Source organism: Methanosarcina barkeri str. Wiesmoor, assembly GCF_000969985.1.
GTDB classification, from domain to species: domain Archaea; phylum Halobacteriota; class Methanosarcinia; order Methanosarcinales; family Methanosarcinaceae; genus Methanosarcina; species Methanosarcina barkeri_B.
The window spans coordinates 3,940,264-3,966,757 of sequence record NZ_CP009526.1; the positions used below are offsets into that span (position 1 = coordinate 3,940,264).

Genomic DNA, 26,494 nt, shown 5'->3' on the forward strand with positions numbered 1-26,494 from the left:
TGCTTTTACCTATTACATAAAAGTCCAATAAATCCATGTTTGATTGAAAATCAATAGCAGTAAAAATATGAATTTACGAAAATTTAGTTGAATAAGAAAGAGCGATTACTCGCTCTCCCTCTTCTAAGAACCATACGTGAAAGTTTCCCTTCATACGGCTCAAGCATTCTATAACCCTTTCTGTATCAGGCAGCAATCTTTTTTTTTTTTTCAAATGGAGTAAACCTTCCGATAACTAAGTTTGTTTTGACGTTCGTGGAAGTAGTCCTTATCAAGAAATGTATTCATTTGCAGCTTTAAAGGAATATGTCTGTAAATCCTGGTTGTAGATAAGAGCAAGAGTTCATTAATCTCTGTTCTGAAATTCCACCTTCTAGAAGTGCTTCTATTCCAGTATTTGTTGACGATCCAATCTTTGGATTTATTCGGATGTCTTCTTTTAGCCCATTTCCATAACAGTTCCCATATTATGTGGTCAAGTTTCTGGAAAGTATCCGAAGAAACCACAGAATTATGGTAGTTGGACCAGCCTCTTATTATAGGATTTAGTTTGGAAATTAAGACTTTCTGAGACCATGCCATTCCTTCCGTTATGGTTTGACTAATTGTTTCAGTAAATCTTTTAATGGACTTTTTGGAAGGTTTGATCAGAAGCTTACCTTTATACTTGCGGAAATTCCAGCCGAGGAAGTCAAAGCCTTCATTAATGTTTGTGATAAAGGTTTTATCATCGGAGAGCTCAAGACCTCGCTCTTTAAGAAAAGCAACAACTTCGTCCTTAATTTCCCCTGCAGTTTCTTTGGAATTAGCAGTGACTATGAAATCGTCAGCGTATCTTATGAAGTTGACTTTCTTGGAATTTTTCCCTTTTTTAGGGTACTTAACAAGAAGCATTTTCTCGATACCATCCAATGTCATATTAGCCAGAATAGGAGAGATAATCCCACCTTGTGGCGTACCTGCTTTCGTTGGATTCAGATGACGTTTATAAATAAATCCCGCTTTGAGAAATTGAGTTAGTATAGCTTTGTCTATTGGGATATTAGTCAGCAACCACTGATGATTTATATTATCGAAACATCCTCTAATATCACCTTCCAAAATCCATTGAGCTGAAGTCTTTTTACTCAGACATAGAAAGATTTGCTGACAGGCATCCTTGGTACTTCGATGTTTTCTGAAGCCAAAAGACCGTAGGTCAGACTTAATTTCAGCTACTGGTTCCAGAGCCAGTGAATATAAAGATTGGATAGCCCTGTCATACATTGTAGGGATACCTAAGGGACGTTTCTTCGTCTTACCAGGTTTATTGATAAAGACTCGTTTAAGCGGTTTGGCTTTGTATCTTTTACCAGTGAGACTAAGGACAGCTTTCATTTTGGAGGCAGAACTTAACCATTTTTCACCATCAATTCCAGATGTCCTTTTTCCTTTATTTTGAGTAACTCTTCTTACTGCCAAAAGTTTGGCGAAGTAGGAGTGAGTCAGTAAATATTGTAATCTCTTGACAAGATTCCATTTGTTTTGTAGAACTGCTTTTGTAATCCGAGTTTGCAACTTATTAACTCTCTTTTCTATTTGATACCAGTTGATGTTTTTCCACATCTGGCAAAGTTGAGCGTTTGTAAGCTTCTTATCCAGAAAGGATATCGTTGAACAACTTACATTCAGAAGTTTGCCTCCTTTCATACAATAGAATACCAAATAAGCAAGTATGCATCCTTTAGGACCAAGGCAAAGTTTGAACCTCTATCCATTCCATTACAAAATGGCTTTCGCTTTTTGCTTAAATCCTCTGACCTCTATACCATCGATTCTCTTCACAGAGTCTCTACCTTTCCTTTTTTTTTTAAAAAAAAAAAAAAAAAAAAAAAGGAGTATATAGGGTTTACCAAGTTCTATACTACAAATAATATGAATGCCTTAGAAGCCATCTTTAAACCGAGAATCATTTGTCCATTTGCCATAATGTCCGCAGACCCACTATAGCCTGATTCTGTACCTTTTGGTTAAAGCGCATCAACCTGTTTTCGCTTATTCCACTTCACGATTCTTACGATGGTTCACTTTACGTTCTTCATAGTATTCTTATCCTAACCAATTATCAAAGTCAGGTTCTTTGAGTTCTTGATATTGTCATGTGAGCTTCACACACAAACGTTACCATTTATGCATGTCACAGTAGGATTACCTCAAATGGAAAAGGTAGCATATAACGCAATTCATAGTATAGCTTCTTGTCGCACCTGCGGAAAGTGGGATAAAAGAATAAATTCGGGAAAAATAGTAATAGAAAACTATATTAGAAATGCTAGGTTTCAATTCGAAACTAAAAATTTGGAGTTAAATCTGGAAAAAACGATGATGACAGGTATTATATAAAAAGAATCTAAAAATAAGAATGGGATCAGGTAGGAGATAAGAAATACCTTTTAATGAGTTATAGCTTTGGGCACGAAGAGATGTAGCCTTTGATACGTAAAAAAAGAATATTTTAAATATGCCTTTTTCAATCTGAGAAGGAACAAGTCCAGAGTTCGATCAATCTCAATGAGTGAAAAATCCAGATAGGAATAGATTTTAATTATAAAGAATATACACAGAAATTCCATTCTGAATCCCTATGAAGGTGTATTTTTGAATAAGGGAATATTGAAGAAAGCCATTGTGATTATCTTACTGCTTACAATTGGAGTATTTCTGGCCCATGCCTACTGGACGGAAATTGTATCTGTTCTTGGAGAAAGCTTGAAAATGCTCACTGAAACAAGAATTCGATATGTTATTCTGGCGTTCTTAGTTTACCTGTTGAGTGTGTACTTATTTGCAGTCCGCTGGCAGCAGGTACTCTCCTGCATTGGACACAATCTTAAAGCCACAGATCTTCTTCCCATTCTCTTCGGAGCAATTTTTGTGAACAACCTGACTCCAGCGAACCGGACAGGAGGCGAACCCCTGCGGATATTATGGATTAACAAGCGCTTCGGGATAAGGTATACCGACGCTTTCATAACGATCCTCTTTGAAAGGCTCGTTGAAGCAATTCCCATTATCCTGCTCTTATTCTATGTACTATACTTCATTCCCTCTTTAGATATTAAATTCCTGCCTCAGAAAAATATCCTGACATTAAATTCAACTTATCTGTTGCTCCTTGCTTTCCTTGCAACCGGAATACTCATATGGATTTTCCGGGAAAGATTTACTGTCCTTCTTAAAGATATACAGCAAAACTGGAAAAAACTTCATAAATCTTTTATTCCTGCTCTCCTTCTATCTTCCGGGGTCTGGATTCTTGATATAGTACGACTTCAACTGATCGCCCTGGCTCTAAATCTTCATCTTTCTCTGCACATTATCGCATCAGTTTCAATCTTGTATCTCCTGCTCGGACTCCTGCCAATAACTCCTGGAGGGCTTGGAATCGTTGAAGGAGGACTTATCTCCCTGCTTCTATATTTTGGGTTATCGCTTGCTTCGTCAGGAAGTTTCGTTTTTCTGGAACGTTTTATCTCTTTCGGGCTCAGCAGCCTGATAGGATTCCTGTACCTGTTTTATTACGGAGGAACCGAGATATGGAAAAACACAAAATTGCAATGATCAGTGATTGGTATTTTCCAAAGGTAGGAGGAATCGAGTATTCAATGCACACCCTTGCTAAAACCTTGAGCATGCATGGATATGAGGTGAGCGTTATTACAAGAAGCTATCCGGGTGTTCCTGAATACAGTAAAAGGGATGGAGTATCAGTGATAAGGCTCAAAGGTAGACCTTTGCCAGGACAGAGTCGATTTCTCATGCCCGGCGCATATAAAGAACTCTTCAACCTTTTAAAGGATGGGGATTATGAGATTGTTAATTGCCATGGATTGGATTCACCCATAGGCATGATTGCTCTTATTGTCTCCCGAAAACTTGGAATTCCCGTAGTAGTTACCAATCACTCCCTGGTAGGAGATACACCATATAGTTCGCTTTTATATCTTGCAGGTAAATTGCTTCTAAAGAATACCGACGCTGTAATTGCAGTTAGTTCAGCAGTTGAAAAAGACTCAAATCTGATGACAAAAAAACCGATTTACCGTATTTTCAACGGGGTAGATTCTGAAGATAAAATCATCAAAGTCCCTTTCCCTGTTAATACCGAAGGAAAACTTGTAATCGTCACAGTTGCACGCATGACAAGGAAAAAGGGCGTTCAAAACATTGTAGATCTAGCCCCTTTACTTCTGGAAAAACATAAAAATTTGCTGTTTGTAATGATAGGAGACGGCCCACTCAGGGAAAAGCTTGAAAGCACGGTAGAAGAGTCAGGTTTATCCGGAAATTTCTACTTTACAGGGGAAGTATCAAGGGAAAAAGTGCTGGGATATCTGGAACAGGCAGATATCTTTGCCCTTCCTTCGAGTAATGAAGCTTTTGGAATTTCGATTCTGGAGGCAATGTCAAAAGAGGTTCCTGTTGTAGCAATGAATAATAGTGGGGTTTCGGATATTATCAGAAATGGAGTAAATGGCTATCTTGCAGACAGCCTTACAGAATTTTCAGACTATCTTGAGAACCTTATAGAAAAACAGGCCCTGCGAACTTCCTTTTCCAGGAAGGCTTTAAGAGGGCTTTCAAATTATGACTGGAACCTGATCTGTAAACAGACAAGCAAGGTATATACAAGTGTCATTTATGAAAAATATCACAATAACCGTTGATGTGGAAGAAGACTGTCCCCCGATGCTTACAAGTACGAGAGGCATGGAAGAAGGACTGCCTGAGTTACTGGATCTTTTCAAAAAAGAAGGGATAAAAGCAACCTTTTTTGTTACAGGAATGATGGCTGAGCAATATCCGGACCTTATACACAGAATTCCGAAAGAAGGACACGAACTTGGATGTCATGGATATGCCCATTCTCGTTTTGACCGGATGGAAAAAGAAGAAGCCAGAACTGCTCTCAAGCAGGCTGGAAAAGTTCTGAGGCAGTTTGAAAGGAAGCTGGTTTCTTTCAGGGCTCCAAACCTGCAGTTCCCGAAAAATTATCTTAAGCTTCTGGAAGATGAGGGTTTCAGGTACGACTCGTCCATTGCAGCATATAAACCTCCGTTTTCCCGGAGCAAAGTTGAAGGCAAAATAATAAGGATTCCGGCGACGATTACCTCTTCATTTATAAGGCTGCCTCCGGGATTTTTTATCCCGTTACTCAAGCGCTGGGAATCTCCTGTCATCTTTGTCCATCCCTGGGAATTCGTGGATATGTCAAACACATCTATACGCCTGGACTGCAAGTTCAATACTGGAGAAAAAGCCCTAAACAACCTTAAACTTCTGATCCGTACCTTAAAAACCCAACACTACGGTTTTTTAACTCTGCAAGAAAGAGCAAAACTTGAAAAATATGAATAACTGCCTGAAAAGAGTAAATAATCCCTTTTTCCCTGTGAGAAGGTGCCAATGTTGCCTATTGAGTTTTAATTGAAGTACTTGCACAAAATTATTCTTCAAGGACTTTCAGAAGTTTCCTGATTTTATCGTTTTCTATGGAATAGAGCCTCATCTTCCCTTCTTTTCTCACTTTAATTATTCCCCAGTCCTGCAATTTTGCAAGGTGCATTGAGGTATTTGACTGAGTTCTACCAATGAGTTCTGGGATCTTGCAGGCGCATATCTCTCCTTTGCAGTCACTGCAATTATTCTCTTTGCATTTGCACTCTGCCTCAAGAAGAGCCTTGATAATTCTGTACCTTGTATCTTCGCTCAGTGCCTTGAAAAGCTGGATATTTTCTTCATCACTCATATCAATAAACATTGAATATAAGAATATATATTTTTCTAAAGCTGAAAAAGAAAATCAAATACTTGATCCGGGTTACCTTTAAACAAGCTCTAAAATAAGGAAATTTCAGAATTATAAGGAAATTTCAGAATTATAAGGAAATTTCAGAATTATAAGGAAGTTTCAGAATTATAAGGAAGTTTCAGATTTCATTTTCCGGCCGCTCTCTTAGCCTCTTTTGTTATCTCTTTCATCATTTCTCCAACGAGATTAGCTTTTTCACAGTGAGAAGCCTCTTTTGGCTTGCAGTTCAGGAGAATACTCATCAGTCTGTCAGCCATCCGGTATAATTTGAGATCTTCAAGCCGGACCAATAGTCCTGATAAACTCTCACTAAATTCCCGGCATTTATCATGATTGCAGACAGCCTCCTCATGCAACTGGCATATTGATTGTAGTTCTTTTATTATCTCGTTCGGGATACTCTCGACCATAAAAATCAATCCGTTTCAGCTTTATTTTCAATAACTTAAAGGAGCGGTTACAATTATGAAAGTAAATTTGGCAAAGTAAAATATGGCAAAAAAGATCTGGCACTTTTAACCACAAATCAAAAAATATGATTCTCAAATCATAACGCTATAAATTTTAAAATGTGTATTCATGCCTGCAATGCTCCATTATATCCTCTATAAAATCGGTGTAAAAGTCATCCAGGACTGTCACTTTATCTCCTGCCCTTATAGCTCTGGCTTCCAGGTCTTCTTTACATGCGTAAATTTTGAACTCTTGTTGTTCTTCTATTCCGGTAAGCAGGTGATAGACTCCATCTCCTGCAAGGTAGATTCTGGCTTTCCCAGAACAGGCAGCCAGTTTAAGACAGAACTCCGATCTCGGGCTGAAGGGAGACTTTGTCAGCAGGAACACATCCGATTGTTCTTGTTTCATATTATCATCCGATAAATCCATAATCAGCAGTAGTATTCAACCATTATTAAAACGAGATAACACCATCCGAGCTTTTCATTACTTCAAAAAAATCTTCTTCGTCGGTCAGTTCTAGAGTTTCTATCAAAGTTTCTCCAAAAAGGTGCCTTTCCATCAGCGAGGGTTCATGCACAAGTACTCTCAACTCCCCGTATGCATAAAGAATATCTGTAAGGTTTGGTAATCCAAGCTTTCTGCTGTCTTGACCTGCAACCGCAAGATAAACTCCATCGCCATAAAGACCGAGAGTCACATCCATCTTCCCAAGGCTTACTGCAGCTGCATTCAATGCTCCAAAAGCTTTTTCACTGCCGTATGGTGCTGTATCCAGCAGATAAAAAACTGATCTCATAAGATCTGAACCTCCCAAAAATTGGATTTAATCAATAAAACCTTATCTTGAAAGTGAAATTACTCTGTCACTTTTGTTCAACATTTCCGACAGCTCATAAAGGCTAGTAATTCTTATTCCAGGGAGATAATCTCTGCAGTTACTTCCCTGTATAATCTCCTCTTCTGGAATGTAGCCTCTTGCACTGGCGCATCGCGCACAGGCTCGAATAACGACCCCTTTTTCCGTAAGTCCGGAAAACAGTTGTCCTGCACTGGTAAAGAAGGACGGATCCTGGCTCTTTTTTGGGATATGCACCGCATCCAGGTACAGAAATATGTTTACTTTATATTGTTTAAGTGCAGCCCTGGCTAGTTTGTAGGCGATCTCAGCGTACTCAGAGATGTAAGGGCCATCAGTGAGTACTATTGTTAGTGTCTTCAAAGCTTCCTCCAACTAATTAATATGTTAATGAAACAGCCCTGTTCACCATACTCCTGACAATTTTTCCACTACCATAAATAGTTGTAATGATTTCTCCTTTTTGAATTATGAGACTATCTTTTTTACCAGAGTAATTCCCTCTGGGAAAAATTGGTTCAAGAATTTTTAAGACTCCACCCAGTGGAGGAGCCATATTTGCAACGGCTCTGAACTTTGTGGAATCCACTATACAGGACAAAAGCTGTCGAACTTCCACAATCTCCACAGGCTTTGCCTTAGAAAGATCTTTAATTTCTTCAATGCTGCTTTTTTGTTACTTATCCAGAAATTTTTGCCATGTTCACTGATTTTCGCAGTTCTTTCTGTTAACTCAATCGGGTCTGCATCTTGCAAAATCTTCAGATGGAAATCAATTGTATTATTCCCGACTAGAGCTTCAATCTCCTCAACATTTCTATGGCCGTTTGCAAGGAAGTTTATTATTTTCCTTCGGGTCTTATTGCCCATAGCAAAATTCACCAACTTTGTCTCACTCGTACCTCCTGACATTTTACACCTCTCAGGCACTATTGGAGTTAAATTCCGTTTACATCAATTAAGCAGTATAGCAAAGATGTCTAAGAGTAAAGCCTAACTCTTTCAAGCTATTTCCATAATTAGTTATGACGTTATATCAATAAAAACACAAAAGCCAAATATCAAAAAAGATTGATACGAAAACATTTAAACGGTTATAATTTAAAGAAAATCTGCCCGACTATTAGGTTGAAACAAAAGTATCTCATAGATTCTAGGAGATTCTAATATGGAACTAAAAAACAAGATTGAGACTATAATAAAGAACACCGTAGCAAATTCAGATACTGAAACCAGATATTGTGAGCCTATCATAGGTTTTGCTTCTACTACCGATCCTATTTTTATAGAAATTAAACAAATCGTAGGTCTTCATCATTTAAATCCAAAAGAAATCTTTCCTGAAGCAAAGACCGTTGTCGCTTTTTTCTTGCCATTTGATAAAGAGCTTGTGAAACAGAACTTGAAATCAGGTGTGGTAAAGGAATCTATTCAGGCTAGTGTAGATACTTCTCACCTTATCGGAGAAATCAATGAAAAAATCAAAACTGAACTTGCAAAAGATGGCATTACAGCAATTGTACCTAAAGCGATTTTCGATTATAAAAATAAGGGGTTTAATGTTTCATGGTCTCACAAAAGCGCCGCTTATGCTGCCGGAATTGGCACTTTCGGAGTTAACCAAATGTTGATTACGAAAGCTGGATGTTCAGGTCGAATCGGATCTCTGCTGATTTCTGCCGAAATTCCTCCTACTCCACGTCCAAAAGAAGAGTTCTGTAGACACAAAAGAGGAGAAAAATGCCTTGTATGTGTGGATAGATGTCAATCCGGCGCTCTTAGTTCAAATGGGTTTGATAAAGAAAAGTGTTTCATGCAGCTTCAAGAAGATATAAAAGCTTACCCTGAACTTAATCAACATGGCTGTGGGAAGTGCACCACTGGCCCCTGTACCCTAGATCCTGCTGAGTTAGACGAGGATTCTGTAAAGTCTTTGACAACTAATGTCATATAACTACAAAGTCATTAGAGTTACAAAGTCGTTAGAGTTACAAAGTCATTAAAGTTACAAAGTCGTGAGAGTTGCCTACTCGAAGAAAGTTTATCCATTTAGTAGTTGAAGACTTTGCAGAAACCTGAGAATTACTTTGCTATTATTTCATTTAGCATGGCATGATACACCAATGAACCATACTTTTCGATAGGCTCTAAAATATTCTTCAGATTACTAGGCTCAAATGTACGCACTGAGAACCTGCAAATGTTCCTGGTTGGTTGCGTACTTCGGCTCCTTGAGCGAGGTACACTTATCAAGGGAAGCTTCTCCGCTCATGAGTTTTATGGCAAAAGTATAACAGCTCTGTTCGCCGCATTTACCGCAATTGGTCTGAGGCAAGTATTTGTAAAGCTCCATGGGTTCGACCCGAATCTTTTCCCGAGGAGCCGGAGCAACACCCTTTGCAATAGCCTCATTGATGATACTTCTAAGACTTTCAAGTGCTTCTCTGGCCTCTGCCTCGTTTTTAATCATTGTCATGGTAATTTTTCCAGTACCGTAAACCGTTGTAAGAACTTCTCCTTTTTGCATAATCAGGGCGTTAATCTTGTCCGAGTATCTGCCTCTGGGAAAGAGAGGTTCAAAAACTTTGAGAATTCCACCAAGCGGGGGAGTCATATTTGCAATTACCCTGAATTTTGAGGAGTCTGCTATACAGGGTAAAAGCTGCCGAATTTCTGCAATCTCCACAGGCTTTGCCTGAGAGAGATCGGTGTTTTTTTGAGTATCTTTTTCTTCCTTGCCCTTCAGAAAATTTCTGCCGTATTCACTTAATCTGACTGTTCCGTCTACTAATTCAATCAGATTTGCCTGTTGCAGGAGTTTGAGATGAAAGTCGAGCATTGTTTTTCCTGCGGCTTCTGCGACTTCTTCGGTACTTCTATCGCCATCTACAAGAAAGTTCATAATCTTCCTTCTGGTGGCATTAGACATAGCATTATTTACAAGTTTTATCTCATTCGGATTTCCAGGCATTTCTACACCCTTGTTATTCTATCGAAGATAATTTCTTAAGATGTAACCATTATTTTTCCTGATAGCTACCACTATAAGACCACATTTTTTTCTCAAAAATGAAGTCAGTTCTTCGGATTAATATAAAATCTTCTAATCAATATGAAACTTACTTCATAAGAACATGGGAGCTGGATATCAAAAAAGATTGATATGAGATTTCAGAGAGATTCCATGACCTGACATTTTAACATTTATCAACTGTACACCTATCAATTATTCTTGATACTCACCATTCAGGTTTTTAAAACTTGAATCTCTAATATCGATTATATCATTTTTACAGAATACAATTGATTAAGTAAGTAAGGAGACAAAAAATTGAAAAAAGAAAAAGATAAATTGCCAAAAGAAACTACAAATAATCCAGAAGATGATGAAGAAGACCTGCTGTACAAGCATAAGCATGAAGAGCGGGGCAACACTATGCACTGGAATAATGCTTTTTGCAGAAGACCTGGTCATTGAGACTGATACATGAACTACCAGGAAAAGTGTAAGAAGCAGGCTGCTTAATTTTAAAATACAGCTGATTATAAAGGTAAATTGCCTGTAACTTTACAGTTTGAAGTAATTTAATTAAAGTATACCTGATTTGAAATTTTTAAATTATACTGCAGATTACAAATTTATATAGTTTTTAAGTAGGAGAGGATTTCAATGTCATTTTTGGATGAAATGTTACCTGAAACTGCGGAAGCTTTTGGACAAATGAGAAATTCCATATTCAAAGATGGTTATCTGGATCTTAAAACCAAAGAACTTATAGCCATTGCCTCCTCTGTCCTTATGCGTTGTCAGTTTTGCGTTGATACACATTCGCAAAGAGCGATTGCTGCAGGAGCTACAAAGGAGGAAATTGCCGAAACGATTTCAGTCGCTATGTTTGTTGCTGCAGGCACACAGATAGGGTGGACAAACATATACAGGGAAAATATATACGACAAAATCTTTGAAAAGGATAAGAGAGAAGAAGACTGTTGTTGCTGCTGTAAGGACTAAAAACCCGGTCATTTTCATTATTAAATCTTTTTCTTTCCAGATTTAATTAAGACCTGTTCTGATTTTCATTCAGGTTTATTCATAGTTTCTTTTAGGTTTATTCGGATTTTTTGTTTTGTAACTGCTTAATAATATCAAAAATATCTTCAAATTCAGGATTCAATCTGTAAAAATGCCATTTTGAACTGCTGTAGGCTTCGACGATCCCACAGTTTTTCAGGATTGTTAGATGGTGGGAAACCAAGTTCTGCCTTTCATTTAGCTTAAAAATCAGCTCGCAGACGCAGTGGTCTCTCTGCGAGAGAAAATAAGCAATCTTCAGCCTTATAGGATGCCCAAGAGCTCTGAATATCTCACTGGCCGTCTTTATGTCATTGTCCAGAAAATCGATTTCCTGGAGCATTTTTTCTTCCCATTCCTTCTTTTTCTCAGGGTCGGCAGGACAACAATAGCTCATAAATAAAAGAGATTAAGCTTTCTAATTAAAATAGGGTCCTTCCAAATCAGTACTAAAATTAAGGGTATGCAATGCTTATTTTAGATGATAAGTATGCATTTAGAGTTTCCCCAATTAAGGTACACTCTAAAAATCAATTTTTTAGATAAATAATCTATAATAATCTTTTAAATCAAGAAAAAATTGAGATAAATACTTTATTCTTTTACAATTTATGTTTATTTATAAATAAGGCATCTGATGTCATTTTCATCCATACAAAATTCAATGTTAAAAGTAAGGATAAATCAACATTTAATTTAACAATTAAAGTACTTAAGTCATTTAAACAGCAAATAGATCATTTAATAATTGTACCTTAACTGGGGGAGAGCTGACACTACATTATATTTGGCAAATAAGGTTTAATATCCCTTAAAAAACTAATCATTTTTCAAGGGGTCTAAATTAAAAGTATTCATATCAATTATTTTTGATATCTAACACGCTATTATTTATATCAATATTTTTGGGACTTTTAAAATCGTAAATTACAATATATCAACATTTTTCGATATAGACCTCACGTTTTTTTATACTTAGGATTTTTAAATTAATTTAGGGATTAAGCTGTCCTTTTTGAATAAAGTATCACCAAAAGTTGCTGAAATTTTTGTGAAGATACGCCGTGTTATCTTTACTAAGGAGACTCTTGATCTTAAAATCGAAGAATTGGTTGCTGTTGTGCCTTCTGTCCTTACAATACACCAGTTCTGTGTAATGAGTATTCTCAGCGAGCAATGAATCAGAAAACAAGCAGAGAAGAGGTATCTGAAGCAATTATGTTAACAATGTTTATTGCAGAGAGTTCTCAACTTTGCTGGGAAAACGCTTGTAGAAAAAACGTTTATGAGCTCATCTTTGAACGTGATATCTCTAAAGAAAAAGGAAATATCTGCAATTGTAGCTCTGGAAACGGGGGCAAATAGATTCATTTCTCACTTATTAAATCAATTAAAAATGTTTTTTTATTAATAAAGTCCATCAATGCAAGAATCTTTCGTATACTTTTGACAATTACAGATAATTTGAGCAAAATACTTATAATATTTAATACATTTGAATATATCAATATATCTTGATATCCTACAATTTATTTTTGCTTCTTAGCTAGAAAATAGAACATAAAAATTTTGGAGGACTGGAATGAAGCGATTGCATAGAATACCAAGTAAAGAACGAACTTCTTTTTTATCATTTCCTTTGATAAAATCGCTCTCGATTTTAGCGATTTTTTGTTTATTTCTCTTCAGCTCAGGTTGCACGGATCTTGATGATTCCGGCAATGAAGCAGAGCCTGCTGAAGTTACGAAGAACATTAGCGATTCAGGTAGTGGAATGGAATTAATCGAAGTTACGAACCTGAGTCAGATTGATAAAGCTCTCAAAAAAGGTCCTGTTGCGCTGAAACTTGGTTCAAAGGGTTGTATTCCCTGTGGAGAACAGGAAGAGATATTCTCAGAGCTACTCCCAATGTATCAGGATTCTGCCTCATTTATGCTTATTGATATCAAACAGTATCCCGAGTTCGCAACAGAATTTGGAGTAAGAGTTATTCCGGATACCTGTATTATTACGGATATAGAAAATGGAAAATACGTTTATATGCGGCAGGATGGCAGCAAAAGCCAAGAAAGAGAAAGCGCAAGATTCCTGGGTGTTACCGACAAAGAAACCCTTTCAGAAACTCTTGACAAAGCTATTGAATCCAAGAAAACAGAGGGTTAAAGGATGTTTTCCAATTTTTTACCAGTTGCAGCTTTTTTTGCGGGAGTCGTTAGTGTGCTCTCTCCATGTATCCTGCCTGTAATTCCGGCAGTTTTTGCATACTCAACTGGAGAAGGAAAGTTCAGACCAATTGCAATCATATTAGGTTTGTCTCTTTCCTTTACTTGCATGGGAATTGTTACTTCTATTTTTGGGGCAACGCTTACAGCTTATCTCGATTACCTTAACATTTTTGCAGAAGTTCTTCTGATCATAATGGGCATTTCGCTACTATTTGATTTAAACACATTCAACATTTTCGGAAAATTTTCATCCCTTGCAAACTCTAAACGAGAAGGCCTTTTAGGAGGGTTTTTACTTGGGCTTTCTCTTGGGATTGTCTGGCTTCCGTGTGTTGGCCCAGTACTGGGTTCAATCCTTACAATGGTTGCTGTTTCAGGCGAAGTTGTTTATGGAGGATTAATGCTTTTCATATATTCTCTTGGTTTTTCAGTTCCAATGCTTCTTGTTGCTTATTCTGCAAGTTTTTCTTCCACGAGGCTTCAGAAAGTTTCAAAATTCGGTTTTCCATTAAAAAAAGTTGCAGGCTTTATAATTCTAGGAGTCGGCTTTTATATGGTTTATAAGAACCATTTCAGCGGTATCTGAAATTGAAATTTATTAAGTTAATAGTTCTAGGAAGCTGTTGGACTTAAATAAAAAGAGGAAAGGTTCGCTTAATCCCCACTAAAAAAACGGGGTATTCGTGGCTCTCTTTATCAGTCACCAAAGGATCGTAAATATGATTAACGGGTGTATTATTCAGTTTTTGAGGATCAAAAAATGTAATTTATAAACTGCTTAGCATAAATTATCTGAGGGATCTAGAACTGTATTAAGGACATGAATAACTATTGAGTAAAAGAGAAGGTGATACCTGTGGATGCAAGTGAAAAAAAGCAAGTAATTAAAGAGAAATACGGAAAAATAGCAATGTTAGGCGGGTCCTGTTGTTCGAGTGGATGTTGTGGTGATTCGAGTGCGATAGATCTGTCAAAATCCATTGGCTATTCTGACAATGATATCAACGCTGTTCCAGACGCAAATCTGGGTCTTGGTTGTGGAAATCCAACAGCTTTTGCAGAATTAAAACCAGGCGATGTTGTACTAGATCTCGGCTCAGGTGCAGGATTTGACTGTTTCCTTGCTGCACAGAAGGTCGGAAAATCAGGAAAGGTTATTGGAGTTGATATGACTCAGGCTATGGTCGAAAAGGCACAAGCAAACTCCCAAAAATACGGTTATACCAATGTCGAATTTCGTCTGGGAGATATAGAAGCTCTTCCGGTTGAAAACGGATCAGTGGATGTTATTATCAGTAATTGTGTGATCAATCTTGCTCCAGATAAAGAAAACGTTTTTAAAGAAGCCTTTAGAGTTTTGAAACCAGAAGGCGCAATGTATATTTCTGACATGGTTCTTCTGGCCGAGATTCCCGAAAATCTCAAGAATGACAAAGACCTGCTCACAAGCTGCCTTGCAGGTGCCTTGCTTAAGGGAGAGTATCTTGGGCTTTTAAAGAGAGCCGGATTTTTAGTTGAAGTTTTGAATGAAGATCTGGATATAAGCAAAAGACAATATAATGAGTTGCCTGCAGAGAGCTTAAAACTTAAAGCCTGGAAATAAAAAGATTTCTACTTTTTTTACTTTATAACTTGTAACTTTGGAGAAAACCATTTAACATAAAGAATTACTAAAAGGAGCTTTTACATGGCATGGCCTATAACTTCTGGCGATTATATAGTAGGAGACCCAAAATCTCCTGTGGCAGTAGTAACCCTTGCTTCTGATTATCGAAACTTGAATTTGAAAAACTACGCCATCTGCGGAACCTGTTTTACGGAAAATTTTGGGATTGAGAAGATAATAGTTAATGTGCTTTCAAATCCTCGCATCAGCTGCCTGATTGTCTGCGGGAAGGAAAGTGAACATTTTGCCGGGCAGTCCCTGCTGTCACTTGCCGAAAATGGGGTTTCGACTTTCGGAGGGTCAAAAAAGATTATCGGGTCCGAAGGAGTAATTCCTTACCTTAACGAAATTCCAGCGACTGCAATCTCTCGTTTTCTTAGGGAAATTGAAGTAATTGACCTCGTAGGGATAACCGACCCTTCGGTCATCCAGCAGGCAATAGATTCCTGTAGTAGAAAAGAAAGAAGCGAAGCTCCGGAGCTTTTCATGCCCGAAATTGATGAAAATAGCTGGAAGAAATATGAATCTCAGGTAAAGCAGAATGTAATGTCTAAAATTAAAAGAGGATAAGATTCAAGTTTTCAGCTTCTAATTAAAAAGATCTAGTAACTACTCAGGTACCCTAAAATAAGTTAATTAACGCCGATTTTGGCCATAAGGATATGTCTAATAAGGAATTCATAGCAAAATTAAAAACGACATCATTTGGCATCAGCTTACAAAACCGACTGAAATATATTGTAAATACCAAATCCTTTAAATTAAGGTTTTTGATGTCGATTTGTGGTACCTGAATAGTTACAAGATCTAAAAAATAATTTCATGAGCCTATTCCTAAACCAATTTCATTTTGATGAGCCAATTCCTAAACCAATTTCATTTTGAGATCAATAATGGTCCCAAAAAATTTTCAGAATAAGGAAATTAATTAATTTCTTTATTCAATATTTGGCAATATAATTCGAAGTTTTAGGATAAGCTCTTCTTAACAAGTTTTTCACTTAACCATAAAGGAAAGAATTTCCTTTAAAGGAATTTGCCTCTTGAATATTAAATTGGAAATAAAAAAGGAGGAAAATATTTCCTCTTTTAAACTTCATTGAACTCGATGCTAATGCTACCCGCTTTTTTTACGAGAGATTTTGCAAGGAAACCACTTTCCAACCTGCAGAGATTGAGCACTGCACAGGGCACAAGACAGTTTGAGGAGCACTGTGCTTCCTGTGCTCTATCAATCACATAGTTGTTTTTGATATCCAGAATTTCCATCATGGGAACTTCCATGTGAGAGAACTTCTTTATCTTTTCACATGGAGTTTCAATGTCAACAATAATTTTATTTCCTTTTTTGCTTCCACGTATCTTGTGAACAAACCCACAGATAGTAGAATTTACAGTAAATTCAGTCAACTTGTCACCCTTAATTTTGGTTATTTAAGCTTCTGGTTATTTAAGCTTCTGGTTATTAAGATATATGGTCTTAGCAATGCCATAGATATTAATTGAAACCGAGATCATTCGGACTGCAGTATCTCAAGAGTTTTTTCAAAAGCTTCTGAGATTTCATTGTCCTTGAGATTCTTGTCTTTATCCTTTTTAATTCCTAACTCAGAAATTACAATATGTCGATCCACTTTAAAACCTGCAAGTTCGAGAGTTTTGCTTGCACAGTTCACCGGGCAGCCATCAATTGCAATTATCCTTTCTGAAGCCTCGGCAGATTTCATGAGTCCGGGGGCTCTAGCCCCGATTCCTACGGTACACATCAGATTTCCAAAGTTTTGTTTTTCGAGCTCTATCGCGGTCTTATTTGAAAGTTGTCCCACATTTGAAGCCCCAGTACATGGGAAAATTGCCACGTTTGCCGAACCACATGCACACTTTGTCTCTTCTGCCATAATTTTATTCTCCTTATGGGCTTATTTTTTCTTATTATAATCAATTGAATAGTGAACTATTCCTTTTTTATTGAGTAACCCATTTTCGAATATCTTTTTCGTCTGGAACCTTACCTGCAACTTTTACTTCTCCATCAATAGCAACTGCAGGAGTGACCATAACGCCGTAGTTCAGGATCTTTTCAACGTCCTCAACTTTAATTACTTCAGCTTCTACGCCAGTCTGCTTCAGTACTTTTTCAATAATTTCTTTTGTTTTTTTGCATTTTGGACAACCAGTTCCGAGAATTTCGATCTTCATTTTTTTAACCTCGTGTTTTGTTTTATCATTTTGGACATTTTTTGTCTTTTCAAGTTGTAGATACATTAATCTTAGAGAAGAATGTTAAATAGATATCCAGTAAATATGATCGATACCGTAACAATTAAAACAAAAGCTCCAATCAACTCTTTTTTAAGTACCTTCTTCAGGATAATCATTTCAGGAAGCGAAAGTGCAGTAACTGCCATAAGGAAGGCTAGAGCAGTGCCTACAGGAAGCCCTTTTCCAATAAGGCTTTCAACGATAGGGATCATACCCATAACGTTTGAGTATAAGGGCACCCCCATAACGACTGCAATTGGAACAGCAAGCAAATTATCTTTCCCTGCATATTGTGCAAGGATGCCTTCGGGAGCATATCCATGGAAGATTCCCCCCAAAGTAACTCCAATAATTACGTATATCCAGACCTTCCCCACGATTTCTTTAACATTGTCAAAGGCAATAGCAGCTCTTTCTTTTATTTTCAGAGATTCCTGCTCTATATTTTGATCCCCAACCTTTATCTTGTAAACAAAATCAGCCACATATTTTTCCATTTTCAGAAGGCCTACTACGTACCCACCAAAAACTCCGAGCACAATACCTGACACTATATAGATCAAGGTTACTTTAAGGCCAATGGTGGCCCACAGTGCAGCAACTGCAGCCTCATTTACCAGGGGTGAAGTAATAAGAAAGGAAAAAGTCACTCCAAGAGGGATTCCAGATTCAACAAAACCAATAAAAAGAGGTACTGATGAACAGGAACAGAAAGGTGTGACCACTCCTAGCATGGAGGCCAATAGATGATATTGCAGTCCTGTTCTGCCTCCAAGAACTTTTCGGGTTTTTTCAGGAGTTACATAGGTCCTTATGTAGGAAACAACAAAAATCATTATAGCTAGAAGAATAAAAATTTTCAGCACATCATAAATGATAAAGTTAACACTGGCTGCAAGGTGTGTGTCAGGTGCAATTTTAAACACCTCATATGTCAGTTTATCAGCAATCCATTGAAGAGGATAAAATATATCAACCATTTTGGATCTTCCATTATGTCACTTCTTAACCGATATCCAATTTACAAATATATCAATATATAATGATATTTCATATTATTTAAATATTTTCCTAGAGCTCTGAAGATTTAATGCATTTTGAACTCCATATACTTTTACTGATATCAATGGGTTTTCCTGTAATTTTTTGAGAATAAATCTGGAACTTAGCTGAATAAGAAAACAAATGTGGAAGATAGAAACTACCATGAAAAACTGGAGATGTAGATTAGTTCGCTGATTGCAAAAAAGAAAAACTACCTTCTTCGAGTAAATAGTTGGTCAGCTAAAAAAGCAAACATTCAGTTGATTGCTGAAGAAAGAGAAAAAAGAAAAATTCATTTTATGCAAAGAGGCACTGCCATTGTACAAATTCCTGAAAAAAAGATGTAATTTACTCATAACTTATAAGGAATAGAACTTTTGAGTTTTTTATAATAATACAAAATCTTATTCCTCAAGCACTTCCAGAATTTTCCTGATTTTATTGTTTTGGATGGAATATAACCTCTTTTTCCCCTCTTTTCTTACCTTAATTATTCCCCAGTCCTGTAATTTTGCAAGGTGCATTGAGGTATTAGACTGAGTCCTCCCGATTATTTTCGGGATCTCACAGGCGCATAGCTCTCCTCTGTTACTGTATTTATTTTCTCTGCATTTATTCTCAGATTCGATTAAAGCCTTGATAATTTCATACCTGGTGTCTTCACTTAGGGCTTTGAAAAGCTGTATATTTTCTTCATTAATCATATCAACAAGTATTGAATATATAAAGCTATATATATTTTTTGAAATTGGGAATTAGGCATATTGCTTGTAAATTTGGAGTAAAGGCTATTTTTAACTTACACAGTTTCCAGGATGATGAAATAAAGTAGCTTTCATGTTCAAATGGAAAAACAAAAGATACATTGACAGAAGAAAATACAAATAAATGAGAAGAAGACTGTTGTTGCTGCTGTAAGGACTAAAAACCCGGTCATTTTCATTATTAAATCTTTTTCTTTCCAGATTTAATTAGGACCTGTTCTGATTTTCATTCAGGTTCATTCATAGTTTCTTTTAGGTTTATTCGGATTTTTTGTTTTGTAACTGCTTAATAATATCAAAAATATCTTCAAATTCAGGATTCAACCTGTAAAAATGCCATTTTGAACTGCTGTAGGCTTCGACGATCCCACAGTTTTTCAGGATTGACAGGTGATGAGAAACAAGGTTCTGCCTTTCATTCAATTTAAATATCAATTCGCAAACGCAGTGGTCTCGTTGAGAGAGAAAATAAGCAATTTTCAGTCTTATAGGATGCCCGAGAGCGCTAAAGATCTCACTGGCTTTTTTTATGTCGTTGTCCAGAAAATCGATTTCCTGGAGCATTTTATCTTCCCATTCCTTCTTTTTCTCAGGGTCAACAGGACAGCAATAACTCATAAATAAAAGAAGTTAAGCCTTCTAAATAAGGGTTTTCATATCAGTTTTGTTTGATACATAGAATGCTGTTATTTATATCCAATCTATTTCTGGACTTTGGGTCTTAAAAACAATATATCAACATTTTTTGGTATATCTCGCGGGTTTTTATCTGCAGAGTAAATAACTACATAAGTCTTATACAGGTAATATTCAATCATTACAATAATGAACCTTTTATATCCTTAATTCTGCTTTTGTTTCTTAACAACAAGAACTGGAACCTTTGAGTGCCTTACAACCTTATCTGTTACACTCCCAAGCAAAAATCTTTCTAATCCTCCTTTACCAAGGGTTCCCATTATTATAATATCTGCTTTGTATTGCTCTGCAAACTCCAGAATTGCACTAGCAGGATCACCTTCTACAACTACACCTTCATAGTCTATTTCCTTATCCTTTGCAACTTTCTTAGCATATTGGATAGCATTATCTCCTTCTTTATGCAACATTTCCTCCGTGACATTCCAATTAGAACCCAGATGAATCGGTGTTTCCAGTACAGGTGGTACATATGCATTTTTATTAAACACATAAAGAGCATAGACCTTCGCACCCATAAGTTTTGCAAGTTCCATTCCTTGGAGTACGGCATTTTGACTATATTTAGACCCGTCTGTTGCAATCAGGATTTTTTGGAAAGTATTGTTAAGAATTATTTATTTTCCCCTTCCCCGAATATTTGCGTTAATGTCAGCTAGAAGCAAACAAAATGTATTACAATATAATTTAAGACGAAAGCAAATAAAGATATGCGTAACTATTTAGACTGGTCAGGGCAACAATAAAAATCAGTAGTGAAATATGAATTATAAAATAGTATATGAGTATAATTGCATATACTCATGTATAGGCGGTGGTGCCCACGGATATTGTTTATCTATTTAAAGCATTAGCTGATGAAAACAGGATAAGGATACTGAATCTTTTAAAAAATGGGAAATTATGTGTATGTGATATTGAAGCGGTTTTAGGCATTAAGCAATCCAACACTTCCAGACACCTGAACAAATTGAAAATGGCAGGAATTATCGTCTCTGAAAAAAAATCCCAGTGGGTCTATTATCGACTCAATGATACCATTTTTCTGAAATTTCCCTTTCTTTCAATGATAATTAGCGACGAGATCGAAAAAATAGGTATTTGTAAAGACGATTTAGCACTATTGGAAAAGTTCAAAGCAAGCGGTAGATTTTGTGATTAATTAAAAAGGTAGATTTTGTGATTGATTAAAAATTAATTTTATAACAAATGGATTTATTAATAAATGGGGAGTGTTCGTTCTGAAATCCGTTGTATCAAAATTATCGTTTTTAAATCGTTATTTAACCCTGTGGATCTTTCTGGCTATGTTTATTGGTGTAGCTTTAGGCTTCGTTTTCCCTGATTTTGCAGTTTTTTTGCAGGGTCTGACAATTGGTGCCACTTCAATCCCTATTGCCATTGGGTTAATAGTTATGATGTATCCTCCGCTGGCACGAGTTAAATATGAAGAGTTAGGCACGGTATTCAGGAATCATAAGGTATTAAGCTTATCTTTACTGCAAAACTGGATCATTGGCCCGATTTTAATGTTTATCCTGGCAATTATATTTCTTAGGGCATATCCTGAATATATGGTAGGTGTTATTCTAATAGGTCTGGCCAGATGTATAGCTATGGTGATTGTCTGGAACAGCCTGGCAGACGGGGATAATGAATATGCAGCTGCACTTGTTGCTTTCAATTCAATCTTTCAGCTGGTCTTCTATTCCGTCTTTGCTTATTTCTTTATAACTATACTGCCTGAATGGCTGGGATTTAGTGGTATGGAAATAAATGTGTCCATGGGAGAAGTTGCTCAAAGTGTTGCGATCTATCTGGGAATTCCTTTTGCGGCTGGCTTTTTAACCCGCTATTTCCTGCGCTCCTCAAAAGGAGTCGAATGGTATGATAACAAACTCATTCCAACAATAGGTCCTATTTCACTTTATGCTCTATTGTTCACGATTATTGTTATGTTCTCGCTAAAAGGCGAATACATTGTTGCACTGCCAATGGACGTTGTAAGGATTGCAATACCTCTCTTAATATATTTTGTAACTATGTTTGGGTTCTCTTTCCTTATCTGTAAACAAATGGGAATTAATTACGAGCAGACAACATCTCTTGCTTTTACTGCAGCAAGTAACAACTTCGAACTTGCAATTGCCGTAGCAGTAGCAGTTTTTGGAATTAGTTCTGGGCAGGCGTTTGCAGCTGTAGTAGGCCCTCTGATTGAAGTACCCGTAATGATCGGACTTGTTAATGTTGCACTTTACTGGAGAAGGAAATACTTTACAAACACAAAATAACTTGAAAGTGGCAAAGAAACCTTGCAATTTATTACTTTACAGCCAATCAACTTTGCATTTGCAGGACAGTGGTAAAAAAATAATAAATTAGACTGTAGACTCATCCCAAAACTTAACTTCGTTATCGCTGCTAAAGTTAGAACATAACGTATGAGATTCTTTAATTTCATATCTTTGCAAGAGCACTTTGAATAATCATATTTAGCTGAAAAATTATTTAGTTTGATTTTATTTTTGAAATCGTTCCAATCTACATATATTGTTCTTCTTTTTTTAGTGTGGAGGAATATCTTCCCGTGTACAACCTGTCGTAACTACATACAAGATTCCGCTCATTAACTTTCGCAAGTATGCAAAAGGTTTTTCTGTGTGTGGTTTTGATGGCAGGAAATAATGTTCTACAGATTACCATAAAACATCACCTATTTTGTGAAGACATAGTGCAAAATTTATAATTTATACATAGTAGTTTTTTTGGAACCGATATATTACTGATTTTAACCAGATAGGCAGTCTTTAATATATAATGAACAATTAGACTATGCATTATATTTAAATGTAAAATTAATTGAAAGTTTTGGGTACCGATTTCAAATAAATATGAAACAGAAATTATATATTATATTAAAAGTCTTTAAAATAATATTAATAGGTATGCACTTCAGGAGCAGACGGGACTAATTTCAAATTTATTATGGGTAAAAATAACTTTAGTTATCTTGACGATACATGATACTGATTTCAGAATCAAATTAGAAAAGTATAAATATTTATGCACATATGTGTGAAACCGAAACTTATCGATTCTTTTTGCATCTCGAACCAGCTCAATAAATATCTAAAAAACTGCTAATCTGGAAGTTACAGATTACCTGGAAAGAAGTACAGAAAAGAGCAAGATTTAGGAGTCCGAAAAGCATGTCGAAATCAAAAAATGTCTGGAAAGATTTTTTCAAAGACAAGAAACATGGAGGGCACAGATATTCATCTGAGGAGTTTCTTTCTATGGAAGCCAGGGAAAAACTTTTTCACCTTGATGGGGGTAGAACACTTCTTGATTTTGGATGTGGAGCTGCAGAACTCCTGACTTACTATGCTCCGGAATATGAACAGCTTGTAGGGGTGGATTTTTCAGAATCTATGCTAAAAGAAGCAAATAAAAGGATCGAGAAAAATAAGTGTCAAAACATAGATCTAATTCTTGCTGACCACAAAACACTCTGGAAGAAATTGGACTCTTCTTTTGACCGAATAACTGCAGCCGGTGTAATTCAGTACCTGACATTTCAGGAAATTGATAAATTTATCTCTGATGCATCAAACTATCTGAATAAAGATGGCAAAATAGTATTTTTTGACATACTGGATTCCCGCCTATATCCATTATGGAAGATAGGCCTATTCTCACAAGACGCAAACGGCTTGAAAATTTTATGCAAAACAGGTTTCGAGTTTCGGACTGCAATATCGGCAAGCCTGAAAAGACGTCCAAAAGACATTCTCGGGTTTGCACACAATCCTTACATAATTGAAAAAATTGCAAATGAACATGGATTTAAAATGATTTGTGTACGTTCAATGTATTACGAGTACAAATATCATACAATAATGTTTCGGGCTTAAAAGGCTGTTCGGATGGGCACTCAATTAGAAGAACGAAGTCGAATGGCAAATAGAATATAAAAAATATGGTGGTTTAGTGAACAGCCATAGTCGCCTAAAAATGTTTTCTCTAATACCGTTTATACTGGGAAGTTTATTTATTGGAGGAACCGAAGCTTTTTCCTGTAAGGATTCTCCAAAAACTCGCGAGAATATTGATCAAGGCATTCTTACTTTATTTTCACAAAATTATTCCAAATCTAATAGTGTTCCGAAAAATGTTTTTATTGCAAAACTTCAGGGAAATAAGATTTATGACAAATTATATTCTGCAATTTACGGGATGCTTAAATCAGAGATTTTAATCAAGACCTCAAAAACACTACAGTATAAAGTAAGAAGAGACTCCTGTTCATGCCCGTACAGTTTGTTTCCGGTTGCAGATACTGTTTTAGAATCCGGAATAAATGGATATACGGCAGATTTAGTTAAATCTTCAGAAACTTACCGGTTCTGTGAAGCCGCTTCCATCCCACTAATTCACTATACAGAGCAGCCAAGGCAGATTGGATCACTTTACATCTGTAGGCTTACACCAATGGTTAAATGCAGTTACCAAATCTCAATAGAATTGAAGATGGATGACCCCAAAAGCTTTGTTGAACTTAATACCCCAGGTTCAAAGTTGATTCTCCAAAAAGTAAATAAGAATATTATATTAAAAAGTTATTTTAAAGATTCTTCTGAGGAAATCAGATGCGAATCCATATCTATCGGGAATGTGGCAGAAAAATCTGATTTTGAGATTATGTTTGATGGATATAACAAAACAAACACTATTCTTGCAAAAGACGGCGACTGTATCGTGACCCCACTTTATAACATCGACAGGCAGAGATTGCCGTATATGGATATTTCAAACGGGTACATTAAGTTCACTCCTTTTGTGCTTGGAAAAGGAGCGCACCTTGATGTAAATATATACAGTATAAGTCAGACCTCAGATAGAAAACTCATAACTGCAATTGGAAGTAACAGAATACTGGCTTTCGGGATTGATGGCCCGCATGTTAGAAACACAACCGAGCAGGGAATACGCTACCTTAACAGCAAAAAAAATAGAGGAACAATATGGTTTGATATAGAACTCCTTGAACAGCGCAATGAAGAGGATCTTGAATATTTGCGTGGTCTGGTCATCAATGATTCATGGGATGTAGGTGTACATTACTCAAAAGAATTGAACAGTTTTCCACTTGAACAGGCGTTTAAAATAATGGATGAAGGATACTTATATGTATATGAAAAAATCGGCCGAAAACCGACAAGCTGGTGCTCCATGAGAAACAGAGATAATATTCTGCACGCCCTTTATGCATATGAAAACTTAGGAATGCTCTGGAGAAATGGAGACTCGGGAATCCATACGGAAAAATATATTGGGAGTCTGGAAGATGATACCTGGGAATGGTGGGAAATAGCATCCAGAGCAGGTATGGTACACCCGGTTTTTACCCATGAACTTGATAAGGATCCAGCTATAAAATACTCAATTAGCCGCTCAAAATTTCAAAACTGGGTAGAGAACTATGAGTCAAACAATATGTCCATAGTGTCTTTTCACGAGTACAGTCAAATAAGTCGAAATACATACGATGCCACTTTTGATAACCTGCAGTATACTGAAAACTCCGCCCTTTTTGATGCACACACAAACGGTGGCGCTGCCCTTGTAAATGTAAACATAAACGCTGGAAGAGATACTAAGGTTTACGACAACACATCTGGAAAATTCCTTGATTATGACATAGAACCGGATAATTCGATTACTTTCTGGGTTGAAAACGACCATAGATATATTGTAGATTTGAATAGCGCTGAATATTGATGGTATAATGGTTCTATACAGGATATTTTCTTGTGATCTAAACCTTATTTATTTGTAATGCTTATACAACTTGTTTATATAAAGAAAGATAAAAATAGAAATATAATTAAAGACAAGTTTCCCTTAATGTTTAGAAATAACTAGAATTGTCTTTGATAATTTCACCAACAGCATCATTCACCAAGTAAGTGATCTAATGAGCCTCTCAAAAATCTGCATTAAACCCATTGCGTATTTAATGTATTTTAAGAGACTGACACGAGATACCGTTGGAGCTTTTCTTATAAGGAACTGGAAACAGACGGAAAAGGAAAACGTTATGCCTCTAGAGAATTTTATGCTTCCTGAAGTACTTAGAATTCAAGAAGAAGGGCTTGAAAATCAAAGACAGGAGAAGCTTATAAAATATTCGAAAAAGCTTCGGAAAATTTTTTATGTAATTAAGAGTCAGAATCAAGTAGTAGGCTACTCAGTATACTACATACGACTGATACCTACCTTTAAGGGTTTCAAGAAAAAATCGGTAGTTTGTTCAATTTCAATTGATAGAAACTTTAGAAGAAAGGGGTATGGTGAGAAATTATTAAAAGAGAGTATACAAGAAATGAGGTTAAATAAAATAGCTTCAGTATTATTGTATGTAAGTGTAAATAATGTTTCTGCTATAAGATTATATGAAAAACTGGGCTTTCGTATAATAAAGGAAACAAGAAATATTTGTGGTGAAAATGAAATATGTTATGAAATGGAATTGAGCCTTGTTTAACTGTTATTTGGCTTAACGGTTACTTGGCTTAATTATTCTTTTGCTTGG

34 protein-coding genes are annotated in these 26,494 nt (G+C 36.4%); 17 read left to right on the forward strand and 17 right to left on the reverse strand.

The features are described 5' to 3' along the window. Nucleotides 1–210 precede the first annotated feature (210 nt). A complete protein-coding gene (ltrA, locus tag MSBRW_RS16100; RefSeq protein ID WP_011306721.1) occupies nucleotides 211–1,689 on the reverse strand; it encodes a group II intron reverse transcriptase/maturase in 1,479 nt (492 codons plus the stop codon). Nucleotides 1,690–2,196: 507 nt separating this feature from the next. Here ltrA and MSBRW_RS16105 point away from each other — a divergent pair. From MSBRW_RS16105 to MSBRW_RS16120, 4 genes are all read left to right on the forward strand, one after another. Next, complete coding sequence (locus MSBRW_RS16105; protein WP_155398339.1) at nucleotides 2,197–2,382, forward strand: hypothetical protein; 186 nt, start codon at nucleotides 2,197–2,199, stop codon at nucleotides 2,380–2,382. Nucleotides 2,383–2,637: 255 nt separating this feature from the next. Continuing rightward, a complete protein-coding gene (locus MSBRW_RS16110) occupies nucleotides 2,638–3,600 on the forward strand; it encodes a lysylphosphatidylglycerol synthase transmembrane domain-containing protein (protein ID WP_048102737.1) in 963 nt (320 codons plus the stop codon). Beyond that, nucleotides 3,576–4,706, forward strand: a complete 1,131-nt coding sequence (locus MSBRW_RS16115; protein ID WP_011306719.1) for a glycosyltransferase family 4 protein — start codon at nucleotides 3,576–3,578, stop codon at nucleotides 4,704–4,706. Before MSBRW_RS16110 ends, MSBRW_RS16115 begins: the two co-directional genes overlap by 25 nt. Continuing rightward, on the forward strand, nucleotides 4,681–5,397 hold the full coding sequence (locus MSBRW_RS16120) for a polysaccharide deacetylase family protein (RefSeq protein WP_048102736.1): 717 nt from the start codon (nucleotides 4,681–4,683) through the stop codon (nucleotides 5,395–5,397). The genes MSBRW_RS16115 and MSBRW_RS16120 overlap by 26 nt, the downstream gene beginning before the upstream one ends. 88 nt (nucleotides 5,398–5,485) lie before the next feature. Here MSBRW_RS16120 and MSBRW_RS16125 read toward each other — a convergent pair whose 3' ends face one another. The 7 genes from MSBRW_RS16125 to MSBRW_RS23660 all read right to left on the reverse strand — a co-directional run bounded on the left by MSBRW_RS16125 (nucleotide 5,486) and on the right by MSBRW_RS23660 (nucleotide 8,078). Beyond that, nucleotides 5,486–5,788 carry an ArsR/SmtB family transcription factor gene (locus MSBRW_RS16125; protein ID WP_230669810.1) on the reverse strand — a complete coding sequence of 101 codons (303 nt, stop codon included), beginning with the start codon at nucleotides 5,786–5,788 and terminating at the stop codon, nucleotides 5,486–5,488. 188 nt (nucleotides 5,789–5,976) lie between these two features. Beyond that, nucleotides 5,977–6,261 carry a hypothetical protein gene (locus MSBRW_RS16130; protein ID WP_011306716.1) on the reverse strand — a complete coding sequence of 95 codons (285 nt, stop codon included), beginning with the start codon at nucleotides 6,259–6,261 and terminating at the stop codon, nucleotides 5,977–5,979. A 154-nt stretch (nucleotides 6,262–6,415) separates the two neighbouring features. After that, a complete protein-coding gene (gene tusB, locus MSBRW_RS16135) occupies nucleotides 6,416–6,715 on the reverse strand; it encodes a sulfurtransferase complex subunit TusB (protein ID WP_048102735.1) in 300 nt (99 codons plus the stop codon). A 46-nt stretch (nucleotides 6,716–6,761) separates the two neighbouring features. Further along, entirely contained in the window at nucleotides 6,762–7,106 is a 345-nt protein-coding gene (locus MSBRW_RS16140; protein WP_011306714.1) for a DsrE family protein, read from the reverse strand. A gap of 42 nt (nucleotides 7,107–7,148) precedes the next feature. Then, on the reverse strand, nucleotides 7,149–7,529 hold the full coding sequence (locus MSBRW_RS16145; RefSeq protein ID WP_011306713.1) for a DsrE/DsrF/TusD sulfur relay family protein: 381 nt from the start codon (nucleotides 7,527–7,529) through the stop codon (nucleotides 7,149–7,151). A gap of 16 nt (nucleotides 7,530–7,545) precedes the next feature. Beyond that, entirely contained in the window at nucleotides 7,546–7,722 is a 177-nt protein-coding gene (locus MSBRW_RS23655) for a hypothetical protein (protein WP_230669812.1), read from the reverse strand. A gap of 32 nt (nucleotides 7,723–7,754) precedes the next feature. Next, nucleotides 7,755–8,078, reverse strand: a complete 324-nt coding sequence (locus MSBRW_RS23660; RefSeq protein ID WP_011306711.1) for an ArsR/SmtB family transcription factor — start codon at nucleotides 8,076–8,078, stop codon at nucleotides 7,755–7,757. Between the two features lie 256 nt (nucleotides 8,079–8,334). Between MSBRW_RS23660 and MSBRW_RS16155 the strand changes: the two genes are divergently transcribed. Beyond that, complete coding sequence (locus tag MSBRW_RS16155) at nucleotides 8,335–9,120, forward strand: epoxyqueuosine reductase (RefSeq protein WP_011306710.1); 786 nt, start codon at nucleotides 8,335–8,337, stop codon at nucleotides 9,118–9,120. Between the two features lie 219 nt (nucleotides 9,121–9,339). Here MSBRW_RS16155 and MSBRW_RS16160 read toward each other — a convergent pair whose 3' ends face one another. Then, nucleotides 9,340–10,137, reverse strand: a complete 798-nt coding sequence (locus MSBRW_RS16160; RefSeq protein ID WP_011306709.1) for a (Fe-S)-binding protein — start codon at nucleotides 10,135–10,137, stop codon at nucleotides 9,340–9,342. A 360-nt stretch (nucleotides 10,138–10,497) separates the two neighbouring features. Between MSBRW_RS16160 and MSBRW_RS22645 the strand changes: the two genes are divergently transcribed. Together MSBRW_RS22645 and MSBRW_RS16165 are read left to right on the forward strand one after the other, a co-directional pair. Beyond that, nucleotides 10,498–10,644 (forward strand): hypothetical protein, encoded by a 147-nt coding sequence (locus MSBRW_RS22645; RefSeq protein WP_155398340.1) that lies wholly within the window; start codon nucleotides 10,498–10,500, stop codon nucleotides 10,642–10,644. A 192-nt stretch (nucleotides 10,645–10,836) separates the two neighbouring features. Then, on the forward strand, nucleotides 10,837–11,178 hold the full coding sequence (locus MSBRW_RS16165) for a carboxymuconolactone decarboxylase family protein (protein ID WP_011306708.1): 342 nt from the start codon (nucleotides 10,837–10,839) through the stop codon (nucleotides 11,176–11,178). A gap of 97 nt (nucleotides 11,179–11,275) precedes the next feature. Here MSBRW_RS16165 and MSBRW_RS16170 read toward each other — a convergent pair whose 3' ends face one another. Beyond that, nucleotides 11,276–11,635, reverse strand: coding sequence for an ArsR/SmtB family transcription factor (locus tag MSBRW_RS16170; RefSeq protein WP_011306707.1), 360 nt, complete (start codon nucleotides 11,633–11,635; stop codon nucleotides 11,276–11,278). Between the two features lie 654 nt (nucleotides 11,636–12,289). Here MSBRW_RS16170 and MSBRW_RS23985 point away from each other — a divergent pair. The 5 genes from MSBRW_RS23985 (at nucleotide 12,290) to MSBRW_RS16195 (ending at nucleotide 15,700) form a co-directional block, all read left to right on the forward strand. Continuing rightward, nucleotides 12,290–12,418, forward strand: a complete 129-nt coding sequence (locus MSBRW_RS23985) for a hypothetical protein (RefSeq protein ID WP_268990267.1) — start codon at nucleotides 12,290–12,292, stop codon at nucleotides 12,416–12,418. A gap of 402 nt (nucleotides 12,419–12,820) precedes the next feature. Beyond that, nucleotides 12,821–13,402 carry a thioredoxin family protein gene (locus MSBRW_RS16180; RefSeq protein ID WP_011306704.1) on the forward strand — a complete coding sequence of 194 codons (582 nt, stop codon included), beginning with the start codon at nucleotides 12,821–12,823 and terminating at the stop codon, nucleotides 13,400–13,402. Nucleotides 13,403–13,405: 3 nt separating this feature from the next. Further along, entirely contained in the window at nucleotides 13,406–14,050 is a 645-nt protein-coding gene (locus MSBRW_RS16185; protein WP_011306703.1) for a cytochrome c biogenesis CcdA family protein, read from the forward strand. 270 nt (nucleotides 14,051–14,320) lie between these two features. Then, nucleotides 14,321–15,067, forward strand: coding sequence for an arsenite methyltransferase (locus MSBRW_RS16190; RefSeq protein ID WP_011306702.1), 747 nt, complete (start codon nucleotides 14,321–14,323; stop codon nucleotides 15,065–15,067). Between the two features lie 63 nt (nucleotides 15,068–15,130). After that, entirely contained in the window at nucleotides 15,131–15,700 is a 570-nt protein-coding gene (locus MSBRW_RS16195) for a tetrahydromethanopterin S-methyltransferase subunit A (RefSeq protein WP_268990323.1), read from the forward strand. A 519-nt stretch (nucleotides 15,701–16,219) separates the two neighbouring features. Here the strand turns inward: MSBRW_RS16195 and MSBRW_RS16200 are convergent. The 7 genes from MSBRW_RS16200 to MSBRW_RS16230 form a co-directional block, all read right to left on the reverse strand. After that, nucleotides 16,220–16,540: a DUF6951 family protein gene (locus MSBRW_RS16200; RefSeq protein ID WP_011306700.1), complete on the reverse strand. Its 321-nt coding sequence runs from the start codon at nucleotides 16,538–16,540 to the stop codon at nucleotides 16,220–16,222. A gap of 104 nt (nucleotides 16,541–16,644) precedes the next feature. Further along, nucleotides 16,645–17,028 (reverse strand): putative zinc-binding protein, encoded by a 384-nt coding sequence (locus tag MSBRW_RS16205; protein ID WP_011306699.1) that lies wholly within the window; start codon nucleotides 17,026–17,028, stop codon nucleotides 16,645–16,647. 67 nt (nucleotides 17,029–17,095) lie between these two features. After that, complete coding sequence (locus MSBRW_RS16210; protein WP_048103265.1) at nucleotides 17,096–17,329, reverse strand: thioredoxin family protein; 234 nt, start codon at nucleotides 17,327–17,329, stop codon at nucleotides 17,096–17,098. Between the two features lie 71 nt (nucleotides 17,330–17,400). Then, nucleotides 17,401–18,372, reverse strand: a complete 972-nt coding sequence (locus MSBRW_RS16215; RefSeq protein ID WP_011306697.1) for a permease — start codon at nucleotides 18,370–18,372, stop codon at nucleotides 17,401–17,403. Between the two features lie 468 nt (nucleotides 18,373–18,840). Next, nucleotides 18,841–19,140, reverse strand: a complete 300-nt coding sequence (locus MSBRW_RS16220) for an ArsR/SmtB family transcription factor (RefSeq protein ID WP_011306696.1) — start codon at nucleotides 19,138–19,140, stop codon at nucleotides 18,841–18,843. Between the two features lie 318 nt (nucleotides 19,141–19,458). Next, nucleotides 19,459–19,818 carry an ArsR/SmtB family transcription factor gene (locus tag MSBRW_RS16225; protein ID WP_011306695.1) on the reverse strand — a complete coding sequence of 120 codons (360 nt, stop codon included), beginning with the start codon at nucleotides 19,816–19,818 and terminating at the stop codon, nucleotides 19,459–19,461. Between the two features lie 224 nt (nucleotides 19,819–20,042). Then, complete coding sequence (locus MSBRW_RS16230) at nucleotides 20,043–20,516, reverse strand: universal stress protein (protein WP_085983083.1); 474 nt, start codon at nucleotides 20,514–20,516, stop codon at nucleotides 20,043–20,045. 200 nt (nucleotides 20,517–20,716) lie between these two features. Here MSBRW_RS16230 and MSBRW_RS16235 point away from each other — a divergent pair, with 200 nt between their 5' ends. The 5 genes from MSBRW_RS16235 (at nucleotide 20,717) to MSBRW_RS16255 (ending at nucleotide 26,446) form a co-directional block, all read left to right on the forward strand. Then, nucleotides 20,717–21,061 carry an ArsR/SmtB family transcription factor gene (locus MSBRW_RS16235; RefSeq protein WP_155398341.1) on the forward strand — a complete coding sequence of 115 codons (345 nt, stop codon included), beginning with the start codon at nucleotides 20,717–20,719 and terminating at the stop codon, nucleotides 21,059–21,061. A gap of 70 nt (nucleotides 21,062–21,131) precedes the next feature. Continuing rightward, nucleotides 21,132–22,190 carry an ACR3 family arsenite efflux transporter gene (gene arsB / locus MSBRW_RS16240; protein ID WP_011306692.1) on the forward strand — a complete coding sequence of 353 codons (1,059 nt, stop codon included), beginning with the start codon at nucleotides 21,132–21,134 and terminating at the stop codon, nucleotides 22,188–22,190. A gap of 918 nt (nucleotides 22,191–23,108) precedes the next feature. Beyond that, a complete protein-coding gene (locus MSBRW_RS16245; protein ID WP_011306691.1) occupies nucleotides 23,109–23,813 on the forward strand; it encodes a class I SAM-dependent methyltransferase in 705 nt (234 codons plus the stop codon). A gap of 76 nt (nucleotides 23,814–23,889) precedes the next feature. Next, nucleotides 23,890–25,680: a hypothetical protein gene (locus tag MSBRW_RS16250; protein WP_011306690.1), complete on the forward strand. Its 1,791-nt coding sequence runs from the start codon at nucleotides 23,890–23,892 to the stop codon at nucleotides 25,678–25,680. A gap of 196 nt (nucleotides 25,681–25,876) precedes the next feature. After that, entirely contained in the window at nucleotides 25,877–26,446 is a 570-nt protein-coding gene (locus MSBRW_RS16255) for a GNAT family N-acetyltransferase (protein WP_011306689.1), read from the forward strand. Nucleotides 26,447–26,494: the final 48 nt, after the last annotated feature.